13 protein-coding genes are annotated in these 11377 nt (G+C 63.3%); 9 read left to right on the forward strand and 4 right to left on the reverse strand.

The features are described 5' to 3' along the window. The first annotated feature begins 462 nt into the window (after window positions 1-462). The 4 genes from ET21_RS0119000 to ET21_RS0119015 all read left to right on the forward strand — a co-directional run bounded on the left by ET21_RS0119000 (window position 463) and on the right by ET21_RS0119015 (window position 3209). Entirely contained in the window at window positions 463-1107 is a 645-nt protein-coding gene (locus tag ET21_RS0119000) for a transcription elongation protein SprT (RefSeq protein WP_017503523.1), read from the forward strand. Window positions 1108-1213: 106 nt separating this feature from the next. Further along, window positions 1214-1867 carry a ParA family protein gene (locus ET21_RS0119005; RefSeq protein ID WP_017503522.1) on the forward strand — a complete coding sequence of 218 codons (654 nt, stop codon included), beginning with the start codon at window positions 1214-1216 and terminating at the stop codon, window positions 1865-1867. After that, window positions 1867-2253, forward strand: a complete 387-nt coding sequence (locus ET21_RS0119010; protein ID WP_017503521.1) for a hypothetical protein — start codon at window positions 1867-1869, stop codon at window positions 2251-2253. Before ET21_RS0119005 ends, ET21_RS0119010 begins: the two co-directional genes overlap by 1 nt. Then, complete coding sequence (locus ET21_RS0119015; RefSeq protein ID WP_017503520.1) at window positions 2250-3209, forward strand: replication initiator protein A; 960 nt, start codon at window positions 2250-2252, stop codon at window positions 3207-3209. The genes ET21_RS0119010 and ET21_RS0119015 overlap by 4 nt, the downstream gene beginning before the upstream one ends. A 964-nt stretch (window positions 3210-4173) precedes the next feature. On the opposite strand, the gene ET21_RS28930 is transcribed toward ET21_RS0119015, so the two are convergent. The 3 genes from ET21_RS28930 to ET21_RS0119025 form a co-directional block, all read right to left on the reverse strand. After that, the gene (locus tag ET21_RS28930) at window positions 4174-4500 is read right to left on the reverse strand and encodes a Rap1a/Tai family immunity protein (RefSeq protein ID WP_223178489.1); all 327 of its coding nucleotides are present in this window, start codon (window positions 4498-4500) and stop codon (window positions 4174-4176) included. A 75-nt stretch (window positions 4501-4575) separates the two neighbouring features. Next, window positions 4576-4980 carry a PepSY domain-containing protein gene (locus tag ET21_RS0119020; RefSeq protein ID WP_228165648.1) on the reverse strand — a complete coding sequence of 135 codons (405 nt, stop codon included), beginning with the start codon at window positions 4978-4980 and terminating at the stop codon, window positions 4576-4578. After that, window positions 4977-5867, reverse strand: a complete 891-nt coding sequence (locus ET21_RS0119025) for a DUF1259 domain-containing protein (protein WP_008603797.1) — start codon at window positions 5865-5867, stop codon at window positions 4977-4979. Before ET21_RS0119025 ends, ET21_RS0119020 begins: the two co-directional genes overlap by 4 nt. A gap of 168 nt (window positions 5868-6035) precedes the next feature. Between ET21_RS0119025 and ET21_RS0119030 the strand changes: the two genes are divergently transcribed. The 4 genes from ET21_RS0119030 (at window position 6036) to ET21_RS0119045 (ending at window position 10297) form a co-directional block, all read left to right on the forward strand. Then, window positions 6036-6986, forward strand: a complete 951-nt coding sequence (locus ET21_RS0119030) for a chromate resistance protein ChrB domain-containing protein (RefSeq protein ID WP_025160483.1) — start codon at window positions 6036-6038, stop codon at window positions 6984-6986. A gap of 2 nt (window positions 6987-6988) precedes the next feature. Then, window positions 6989-8386 (forward strand): chromate efflux transporter, encoded by a 1398-nt coding sequence (gene chrA / locus ET21_RS0119035; protein ID WP_008603799.1) that lies wholly within the window; start codon window positions 6989-6991, stop codon window positions 8384-8386. A gap of 74 nt (window positions 8387-8460) precedes the next feature. After that, window positions 8461-9129: a superoxide dismutase gene (locus ET21_RS0119040; RefSeq protein ID WP_017184236.1), complete on the forward strand. Its 669-nt coding sequence runs from the start codon at window positions 8461-8463 to the stop codon at window positions 9127-9129. Between the two features lie 88 nt (window positions 9130-9217). Beyond that, window positions 9218-10297: a Cj0069 family protein gene (locus ET21_RS0119045; RefSeq protein ID WP_157838154.1), complete on the forward strand. Its 1080-nt coding sequence runs from the start codon at window positions 9218-9220 to the stop codon at window positions 10295-10297. Between the two features lie 84 nt (window positions 10298-10381). On the opposite strand, the gene ET21_RS0119050 is transcribed toward ET21_RS0119045, so the two are convergent. Further along, window positions 10382-10942 (reverse strand): recombinase family protein, encoded by a 561-nt coding sequence (locus ET21_RS0119050; protein ID WP_017184234.1) that lies wholly within the window; start codon window positions 10940-10942, stop codon window positions 10382-10384. Window positions 10943-11115: 173 nt separating this feature from the next. Here ET21_RS0119050 and ET21_RS27265 point away from each other — a divergent pair. After that, on the forward strand, window positions 11116-11377 hold a 262-nt coding region (locus ET21_RS27265), incomplete at its 3' end, for a DUF4158 domain-containing protein (RefSeq protein WP_156029300.1).

The raw sequence follows: 11377 nt of genomic DNA on the forward strand, positions 1-11377 counted from the left end.
CATACGTTCGCGCTTAGCGTGCGGATGCGTCACTTTCGTGTAGTCACCCCATTATTTTCAAGGCCCAAATCCTGATAGCCAATAATAATAAGCGACTAAGCGATTAAGCGATTAAGCGCCTGCCGCTGGCGCGGCACCGTGGCTCTACTCGCTTCGCTCCCCAAGCCCGCAAGCGGTCTTGGCCCAAGGTAACGATCCACATGGCGGGGCGAGATCGCTGCGCGGATCTCGTGGGCGATGTGCCGGCGTGCGCCGGCGTCGATGTTTGTTTGAAGGGGGAAGGCGGTCCCGGCCGCCTCTCCCCCGCAACGGGATTAGACGGGGCCGTGCCTCGCTGCGCTGCGGCCGCTCCACCCCCGTCGAATCCCGCTGCCCCCCTCTCTCGCCGGCGTTCTTGGCCGTCCGTGTTCCGGCCGATGGCATGGCCATCGCCGGACAGGCGATTTGAAGGGAGTAAGGACGATGACCCACCAAACCCGTGAAAGCTGGCTCAATGCGGTGGCGCAGGGCGTGGCCCCGCTGTTCGAGGCGCTGGACGCCCCCCTGCCCGACCGCGTGCGCGTGGCGATCGGCTTCACCAGCAGAGGCGCGAAGGGCAAGGCGATCGGCGAGTGCTGGGACAACCGCTTGAGCGCGGACGGACATTTTGAAATCTTCATCCGCCCGGACCTGGCGCACGCGCCCGACGCGATGCCGGCGCAGATCGCGGCCATCCTCGCGCATGAGCTTGTCCATGCCGCAGTCGGCATCCCGGCAGGGCATGGGAAGGCGTTTAAACGAGTCGCCCTTGGGCTGGGCCTAGTCGGGCCGATGCGCGCCACCACCCCCGGCGAGGCGTTTCTTGCGGCCATCGCGCCGATTTTGGAGAGCGTCGGCCCCCTCCCCCATGCCCGCCTCGACACGGACGGAGAGTCGACCGCGCCGAAGAAGCAGAAAGCCCGGATGCTCAAATGCGAGTGCGCGACGTGCGGCTATACCGTCAGGACCGCGCGCAAATGGCTTGAGCAGGCCGGAGCGCCGCTTTGCCCGATCGAGGATCACGGCCAGATGCAGCATGAACCGCTGGATGATGACAGCGAGGATGAAGGCGGCGACGCGGAAGCCTGACATACCAAGCGGATAAACCACTAAGCGACTAAGCGATTAATGGCGTGCCTTGCCTACTAAGCGACTAAGCGATATAGATCGCATAATCGCTTAGTAGGGAGCCATCATGCAAACTTGGGCTATCATCGCGCAGAAGGGCGGCCAGTCGAAGACGACCATCGCGACCGCCTTTGCCGTCGAGGCCGCCCGCGAAGGGGCGGCGGTCGTGATCCTCGATGCCGACGATCGGCAGGGGTCCGCGCTCTACTGGTCAGAGCGGCGGGATAGCGACGATGTCATGGTGAAGGATAGCAGCGTCGCAGGCCTGCCGCTGCATGTCTCACGCGGCCGCGATAGCGGCAAGGTGGACCTTATCATCATCGACACGCCGGCGAACTCGAAGGACATCGCCATGCTCGCGGCCGAACAGGCCGATTTCGTGGTGATCCCGGTCGCGCCGCGCGGCCTCGACGTTCATTCGGTCCTCCAAACCGTCAAGCAGGTGCAGCAGGCGGGAACGCCGTTCGCCGTGATCCTGACGCAAGTGCCGCACCAGGGCGGGGAGGGGGACGAGGCGCGCGCCGGCTTCGCCGCCAAGGGCGTTGCCGTGTTCGATAGCGTGCTGCATTTCCGCAAGGACTTCTACAAAGCGACGCCGATCGGCAAGACCGCGATCGAGCTGGACCCTGACAGCAAGGCGGCAGCAGAGTTGCGCGCGGCTTACGCTGAAGCTAAGCGACTAAGCGGTTATGCGAATAAGCCACTAAGCGAGGTTGCGTAATGGCCAAGAAATCGTCTGCCCTGGCCGGGATTTTCGATGATCCGGAAACCGAGGTTGCGCCGCCGCCTGTGCCCCAGGCCGCGACTGAAGCGATAGCGCCGTCGACGCCGGCAGCAGCGCCATCTTCCAAACCGACGAGGGCAGAGGCGGTCCCAAAGCAACGGGGCAGGGGAGGGCAGGGGGCGCGCAGCGATCCCGGCGAAAGCCCGGCGCGGCGCAGCAGCCACCCCGGCAAGAAGCCCGTGCTGATCCATATCCCCGAGGACATGCACCGCACCTTGCGGCAATTGAGCGTCGAGGAAGGGGGCGAGCCGCTGACCGTCATCACCGAGCGGCTCTTGCGGCAATATCTCGTGACGCGCGGGCATACCCGGTTCGCCCCGTGAGCAAGCGCCGCGATCCCAATCCCACGTTCGACTTGTTCATTCCGCTGATGAACGACCTCCCGCTGAAGGATCAGCGGGAGGTGATGGAGCGCCCGTTTTTCTCGCTCCAGAAACGTAAGCGCCTCAAGCCGATCGAATATCGCAGCCCGGACGGCGAGGCGTGGGTGAAGGTCGAGGCGATGCCCGCCTACGGCATGGCGACGATATGGGACGCCGACATATTGATTTGGGCCGCGTCGGTCCTCAACCGGATGAAGGAGCAGGGCGTCAACGATCTGCCCCGGACGCTGACCACGACGACCTACGACCTGTTGCGGGCGATCCGGCGCGGGACGGGCGGGCGCGACTATACCGAGCTGCAGGCGGCTTTGTCGCGCCTGGAGACGACTTCCATTCGCACGTCGCTGCGCGCGCCCAAGCGCCGCACCGAAGCGCAATTCGGGTGGCTGGACGGGTGGAGCCTGGAGGTCGATCCCGCGACAGAGCAACCGCGCGGGATGACCATCACCCTGTCGAACTGGGTCTATGAGGGGATTGTCAGCGAGCGGTCGCTTCTCACCATGCACGTCGATTATTTCCTGCTGACAGGCGGGCTTGAGCGGGCAGTGTATCGTATCGCGCGCAAGCACGCCGGCAGTCAGCGGGGCGGATGGACGTGCCGCGTCGAACTGCTGCGAGAGAAGGCCGGGAGTGACGCCCAGCCCAAGGAGTTCAACCGCATGTTGCGGAAGATCATCGAGGCCGACCAACTCCCCGAATACACCATGACCATGACCAAGACGGTCGAGGGCGCGCCGGCAGTACTGTTCGAGCTGCGCGGCGCGGCCGAGGCAGCCGAGCTGCACGCTAGACTAGAGGCCGAACGCGAGCGCCATGAGCGTTACGAGGCCGATCGTCGCCGCGCCGGGGAAGTGGACGATCTTATGGACCGCCTCGCGCGGGGCGGGGCACGCTAACTATCGTGGTTTCACACACCGCTGCCCCAGAAACAGGGGCAGCCTGCCCCGGATTTCGGGACAGCGAGTCGTAAAGGGTCGGCAAAACTGTGAATCCGGCCCCTCGCGAGGGCAATTATCGGGGTTTCACCCACCATTTGACGACTCGAATGTGTCGCTGAGTCGCTTGCCAAAAGGGTCGGGGTTTCACCCACCATACCATCGGGGTTTCACCCACCCCACTATCGGGGTTTCACCCACCGAATCACGGGGTTTCACCCACCGGCGAAATGGATAAGCCATTGAATTGAATATCATAAAACCTTGGTTTTTCCGCCTTAACTTACTTAACGATTCCTATTTTAACAGAATCCTTTAACGCCACGACAGCGCCTGCGGCCTGTGGATAACTCCAGATCCATCGGTGTGTGCCTGCGACAAAGACAGTAGCACCGCCTCTTGGGGGCTTCGCCCCCGCCGGCTCGCGGCCTTTGGCCGCCCCGGATCGCTAAAGCGATCCTCCCACCCGGCATCCCCCATGAGATGGAGCCGGCTTCGCCGGCACACTTTTGTTTGTTTGGAGATGATAGCAATCGTCGCGCTCCTATCGCCAGCACACCGCCTAAACCAACCGTTGCAAATGGCTTTCCAGAAAAGCCAAGCGGATAGGTGGCGCTGCGATCGGGAGGGCAGGGAAGGCGGAAACGTCACCACAGGCGCGATTTCCGGGCCGCCTAGTTCCATTTCAGGCGTCGGATAAGGCTTCGGGCGTCGGAACCGCTTGCGGCGCTCTACGAGCCTCCCAGGCGTCACCTCAAGGTTTGTGCGCCAGACAACGATTTGGCAGACATAATGCGAACATCGGCTAATTAGCGAGCTTGAGGCGCGACATGGGATCGTTGAGCTGGCGGAATTCACCGCCAGGCGGACGCTCCGCCTGCCCTCAAAGGCAGCCGCCGGGCAGGCTACGCCGCGGGGTACGATGCTACTGACATGGCCAAGCCTTCGCTAACGAGCGTTCAGCTCCGGCCACCATATGAACACTCATAAAATAGCTATTCTGCTCCGCCCAGCGTAAATATGCCGCGCGCAGCGCCGATCGGTCATAGCGTGGAGCGCGGCATTCCGCTTTTCGCGCGACGATCATCATGTCGAGCACGCCTTGGAGGTAAGCGCCGCATCGCGGCTCATTCGCTTGACAGCTTACGAACAACGCCGAGCCCGTCGCCGACGCGGGTTCGGTTTGGCCGATCGCACTATCAGGCAGGGCGGCCAAAGCGGCGCATAACAATATCCATCGCCTTGGCCGCATTTTCGTCTCCTATTCCGCAGTATCATTTCGGAAGGGGCGCACGGCCCTCGACGGCCGGCGCCCCGTGCTGATCCATCATTCGCGGCCGAGCACCTGGCCTTCGGGCGTGACGAACAGTTCGATCGTCTTTCCGTCGCTGTTCTTGCCCTTGATTTCATAGAGCGTGCTTCCGTCCGCCTTTCGGGTGACTTGCTCCGCTTTGCTTATTGACGCGAGTTGCGCGCGTGCCGCGTTCATCGCGGCCTCGGGCACCTGAGCAAGCGGGATGTCTCGTTCGCTGTGCTTGCCGATTATCCGGTTTTCGTTCGCCTCGTGGTTTTGCGCGATCGCCACGCCCGCGATCGCCAGCGCGGCCGCGCCCACGCCTGCGACAACAGTGAGAGTTCGTTTGCTAGCCATGTTCCATTCCACTTCCTGCATAAGGGCCGTGGGGTCGGGCGGGCGGCGGTTACGGCCCAATGAGCCGTCGTCCGAGTTCAACTCCTCTGATTGTTCATCCTGTCGAGCGCCGCGCGCAGCCCACGGGCGAGCTTGGCTGCGTCGTCGTTGGCCCAGAAGTGCATGAAGAACAGCCGCGGCTCGTCGTTTAGCATATGATTATGCAGCGCCGTGACCTCGATCCCGTTCGTCCGCAGCACGCGCAGGACCGGATCGACCTCGTTTGCGACAAGTACGAAATCGCCGGTGATGGCGGCTCGGCCGTCCCCGGTTGGCTGAAAGTTGATCGCGGTCGCCGTGCCCATCGTCGGCGGAGTCTCCATATCGCCGTCCATCAGCCGCTCGGCGCGCGGAAAGCTGTATTGGAGGATGCCACCGGCCGTCTTGCCCTCACCGCCCATCAACCGGTTGAGCGCGGCCACATCGAGGTCGAGCCGCGATGCGGCTGCGCTGGCCGAAGGCGATTGCGGCGCGGCGAGCGGGGTCCGACTGGCTGATAGCGCTTGCCGGAGCGCGGCCGCGAGCTTCACCGGGTCGCCGTGGCCGGCAATGTGCATGTACATGGTCGCAGGCGAAGAGCGGAGCAGGTGATTGTGGAGCGCGGTGATCGTAAAACCGCTTGCGAGCAGGCGGCTCAAAACGGGGTTCACCTCGTCGTGGGTCAGCACGAGATCGCCCATCACCATCGCCTCGTCGCCCATCGGCTGAAACGCCGCCCAAGAGCCGAGCGCGAGGGAGGGCTTGATCGTCACCCCATCCAGCGTAACGCTCAGGTCCGAACGCGGGAAGCTGTAGCGGTGAACGCCCCCCGGCTGTTCGGCCCCCGCTCGTCCTATCGCCCGGTCGACAGCCGACCAGTCCGGCGCTGCCCATGCCGGGCTTGCCAGCAGGAGGCTGGCGAATCCCAAGGCGATGGTCTTTTTCAGCATAATTGATCCTTCATCAGCGCACTCGACACGGAAAGCCTCACGTCATGCGAGCGCGCCGCCGGCGAGCCGCGACATTGCGCTCCGGTTTCTTTCTTCGGGATAAGCAGTCCTATGCTCATGAGGCTTGTGATGCAACCCTTACACTTGTAGGCTAGTGACGATACAACTATGACAAACACACAAGCTTCCCCTTGGTTGCTCCTGATCCCGCAGCTTCCGGCTAAGCCTGCCTATTTGCGGGTGAAGGTCTGGCGGCGTTTGCAGGCGATCGGGGCCGCGCCGCTCAAGAACGCCGTCCATGCGCTCCCCAATCGCGAGGACACGCGCGCGCTGTTCGAAGAACTGCATCGCGAGATCACCGAAAATGGCGGCGAGGCGCTGATCCTCGAAGCGCGCCTTGTCGGCGGCATGGGCGATGCGGAGCTGCGCGGAGTGTTCGACGCTGCGCGTGACGCCGACTATGAGGAGTTGGCACGCGAGGCGCGCGCGCTGTGTGAGGGCGAGTATGTCGCGGCGGCGGATGTGGGCCGCCTGCGCAAACGCCTGAACGAGGTCGCCGCGATCGACTTTTTCGGTGCGCATGGTCGGCAGGCGGCACAGGCCGCCATCACCGAGGCGGACCGCCGCTCTCACCAACATCCCGATGTGAGCGGCCCCGGTGCGCCCGAGCTGACCCCGGCGGAGCTAAAGCGCCGCGTTTGGGTGACGCGCCGCCATGTCCATGTCGATCGCATCGCGTCCGCCTGGCTCATTCGCCGCTTCATCGACCCCGAGGCGAGCTTCAAGTTCGTCGAGGGCAAAGGATATGTGCCGGAGCCTGACGAACTGAGGTTCGACATGGCGGACGCTGAGTTCACCCACGAAGGCGACCGCTGCTCCTTCGAGACCTTGGTGTTCCTCACCGGTCTCGAGACCGACCCCGCGCTGCGGGCGCTCGGCGAAATTGTTCACGACCTTGATATTGCCGATGCTCGGTTCGAGCGCCCGGAAACTCCGGGAGTGAGCGCGCTTATCGCCGGCATCTGTGCCGGCACCGACGACGACGAGGAGCGGATCGCGCGCGGATCGACCGCGCTCGACGGATTCTATGCTCACTTCACCCGGCGAAAAGAGGACTAAAGATGGAGGCCAGCGCACGCGCTGAAATCGCAGTCGAGACGCTGCACGAGCACGGCATCAGCTTTGGCGAGGCGGTGCGCGTCTGGATCAGGGTCGCGCTGCTCAGCTTCGGCGGACCGGCGGGCCAGATAGCGGTGATGCATCGCATCCTGGTCGAGGAGAAGCGCTGGATCGGCGAGGAGCGGTTCCTCCACGCGCTCAACTATTGCATGCTGCTGCCCGGCCCTGAAGCGCAACAGCTAGCTGTCTATATTGGCTGGTTGCTCCATAAGACCAAGGGCGGCCTGGTCGCGGGCGCGCTATTCGTGCTGCCCGGCTTCCTCGCGATTTTAGGGCTCAGCTATGTCTATGTGCTGCTCGGCGAAGTGGCGCTGGTCGAGGGATTGTTCTTCGGATTGAAGGCCGCCGTGCTGGCGGTGGTGCTACAGGCGGTGGTCCGGGTGGGTTCGCGTGCCTTGAAGAACAACGTCATGCGCGGTTTTGCCGCGCTGGCGTTCGTCGCGATCTTCGTGCTCGACGTGCCCTTCCCGCTGATCGTGCTTGCCGCCGCGCTGATCGGCTTCTTCGGTGGCCGCGCTGGTTACGCCGCATTCAAGGGCGGCGGCGGACATGGTCCCGCCGGCGCTGAGATAATCCACGACCGCGACACCGCTCTTGGCGAGGGCCTTCCCGACCATGCCCGGCCGAACCTCTCTTGGTCGCTGCGCATCTCCGGCGTCCTGCTGCTGCTCTGGCTCGGGCCGGTCGCAGCGCTGCTGTTCGCGTTCGGCCCCGACGACGTGTTCAGCCGCATCGCCACCTTCTTCAGCCAGATGGCGGTGGTGACCTTCGGCGGCGCCTATGCGGTGCTCGCCTATGTCGCGCAGGAGGCAGTCGAGACCTATGGCTGGCTCCAGCCCGGCGAGATGCTCGACGGGCTCGGCATGGCCGAGACCACGCCCGGGCCGCTGATCATGGTGACGCAGTTCGTCGGCTTCCTCGCGGCCTTCCGCGAAGCGACCGGGCTGCCGCCGCTCGTCGCCGCGACCTTCGGCGCAATCCTCACCACCTGGGTTACCTTCCTGCCATGCTTCCTGTGGATCTTCGCCGGCGCGCCATTCATCGAGCGGCTGCGCGGCAACCGCGCATTGTCGGCCGCGCTTTCGGCGATCACCGCCGCAGTGGTCGGCGTGATCCTCAATCTGGCGGTCTGGTTTGGTATCCACACTCTGTTCGAGCAAGTCCGCGAAGTGCCGTTCGCAGCCGGCACCATCGATCTCCCAGTCCTAACGTCCGTCAACTGGCCGGCGCTGGCGCTCGCGGTGGGTGCGATACTCGCCATGTTCCGGTTCAAGGCCGGCATGCTGCCGGTGCTCGGCGTCTGCTCGGTCCTCGGGGCCGCATATGTAATGATCATCTGAAGGAGTGACGCGTGACGATCGACCATCTTTCCCGACGCAGTGCAATCGCAACTCTTGGCATCGGAGCCGCCGCCATGACTATCAACGAAGCCTCTGCGCAGACGCCGGCCGCAGCGCCGGCGGCTGTCCCCGCCTTTGCCGGAAATCATCAGGTCAAGCCGCTCAGGTTCAATCCCGCCAGGCTTCACGGCCTCTCCGAAAGGCTGATCACATCGCACCACGAGAACAATTATGCGGGCTCGGTCAAGGCCCTGAATATGATCGAGACACGACTTGCCGCCGCGCTCGCTGACACGGACCTGCCGCCGGTGGTCTATGGCGGATTGAAGCGCGAGGAGCTGCACCGCACCGGCTCGGTCGTGCTCCATGAGGTCTATTTCGACGGGCTCGGCGGCAACGGCCAGGCAGCCGGTTCCATCCGCGACGCGCTGGGCGCGGCGTTCGGCTCGTTCGACCGCTGGGAAGCCGACTTCCGCCGTACCGGGATGAGCCTTGCCGGCGGATCGGGCTGGTGCGTGCTCGTCTACAATCTCCACACGCGCTCGCTGCACAACCATTGGGCGTGGGATCATATGCACGGTGCGATTGCCGGCGTGCCGCTGCTCGCGCTCGATATGTACGAGCACAGTTTCCACATGGATTACGGCACCGCCGCCGCCAAATATGTCGACGCCTTCTTCCGCAACATCGACTGGGAAGTGGTCGACCGGCGCTATGCCGCGGCTTTGCGCGGCGGCGGCTGAACCCGACCGCCGTGGCTTAACACCCACTGCTGCGCGACACCTGAGTTCGCGACCACAAAGGGGACAGGTCCGATGGGGAGATGCAACAATGACATCCGGCCCGAACATCGCTCTTCTTTGGCGTGGGCAAGCAGCCGAGTGGACGCATCGCTTTCATGAAGCCCGGCAGTGGCCGATAATGCAGGCCTTGCGGGCGCTCGGGGCGACCGCAAGGCCTGTACTGTACAGGGACGAGGCGGTTCGCGAGATTCGGGACGAGCTGCTGTCGTGCGACGCAGTGCTGGTCTGGGTGAATCCGTTGGACATTTCAGGCGACCGCTCGCAGCTCGATCCAATGCTGCGCGAAGTCGCGGGGTGCGGCGTTGTCGTCAGCGCGCATCCTGACGTGATCGCCAAAATCGGCGTCAAGGAAGTGCTCTACACAACGCGATCCATGGAATGGGGCAGCGATGTCGATCGATACGTGGACGCTGAAGGCCTTCGCGCTCGTTTCCCCGAACATCTTGCCGCAGGCCCGCGCGTGCTGAAGCCGAACTACGGCAACGGCGGCAGGAATGTATGGCGTGTCCAACTAGACGAAGCGGGAAACGCTCCGGCTTTGAAAACGTCGGTGAAAGTTCAAGAGGCCCGCCAAGGAAGCAAATCGGAGCGCATCAGCCTAGCCGAGTGCTTGGAAAGGTGGGTGCCGTTTCTAAACGACGGCGGCGTGCTGATCGATCAGGCTTATCAGCCGCAGTCGTCCGAGGGCATGGTCCGCTGCTACGTGTGCGGGCACCGAGTGGTTGGCTTTGGGCACAACCTGATCACTGCGCTGATGACGCCAACGGCCATTGATACAACGTCGTCAACCCCACAGCCGATGGGCCGCGCCATGTTCGGACCGGAGGTGACGCGCTTCGCAGCCTTACGGAAAGCGATGGAGGATCGCTGGATTCCAGAGATGCAAAGGTTGCTGTCGATCGTCGACCACGATCTTCCGCTTCTTTGGGACGCCGACTTCCTATTTCGCCCTGGTGAAGCCATCAGCGATGGCTCCTATGCGCTTTGCGAGATCAATGCTAGTTCGGTTGCACCATTTCCGCCAAGCGCCGTCCAGCCAGTCGCCGCAGCGGCAATCGGTCGCGCTCTTGCCATTCGTTTGACGAAGGAGACCTCCAATCCTCATTGATATGATTCAAGCAATTCAAGAGACGTGACATTGGTCGTATCAATCAGACAAGCCTAAGGGTGAGCGAGGCTGGGTGAAACCGGCTCAGGTGGCAGCGCGGAGATACTGGTAGAGGGTTTCGCGACTGATCCCCAGGTCACGGGCGATGACGGCCTTGCGCTCGCCGTCATCAACACGGCGGTGCAGCTCGGCGACCATTTCGTCGGAGAGGGAACGTTTCCGCCCGCGATAAGCACCGCGTTGTCTGGCGACCGCAATGCCTTCGCGCTGCCGCTCCCGGATCAGGGCGCGCTCGAATTCGGCGAACGCACCCATGACCGAGAGCATCAGGTTGGCCATCGGGGAATCCTCGCCCGAGAAGGCCAGGCTTTCCTTCACGAACTCGATCCGGACGCCTCTTTTGGTGAGGGACTGAACCAGTTTGCGCAGATCGTCGAGATTACGCGCCAATCGATCCATGCTGTGGACCACGACGGTGTCACCCTCGCGGGCGAAGGCGAGCATGGCATCGAGTTCGGGGCGGTTGATGTCCTTGCCCGATGCCTTGTCGGTGAAAATCCGGTCGAGCGACTGCCCGTCCAACTGGCGATCGACATTCTGATCGAATGTGCTCACCCGGACGTAACCGATCCTCTGGCCTTTCATCGCCGCCTCCGGTCAAAATGTCAGGTTGAATTCTATGACACGGCGGAACATGCGTCAATAAATGCTTGCCATAACCCTATCCTGACAGAAACCGCCGCTGCATCCTGACGTCCGGTTAGGCTATACTCCAGATTGACGCTAGCCTGTCGCTCTCGACTCGGGATGGAGGCAGGATGGCGCGGCGGCGATTATTGACCGGAGAAGAAAGGCGTCGCCTGTTCGATATCCCCCATGACGAAACCGCGATCGTCGGCCACTATACCCTTGCCGCCGAGGATCTCGAACTGGTCGGTCGCCGCTATCGCCCTGCCAACCGCCTCGGTCTGGCAACGCAGATCGCGCTTATGCGGCATCCCGGCTTCGGTTTGCAGCCCGACGTCGACGTCCCGGCTCTGTTGCAAAGATTGGCGGCAGTCAGAGGTAGGCTGTCGCTCT

Source organism: Sphingobium sp. DC-2, from assembly GCF_000722555.1.
GTDB lineage: Bacteria > Pseudomonadota > Alphaproteobacteria > Sphingomonadales > Sphingomonadaceae > Sphingobium > Sphingobium quisquiliarum.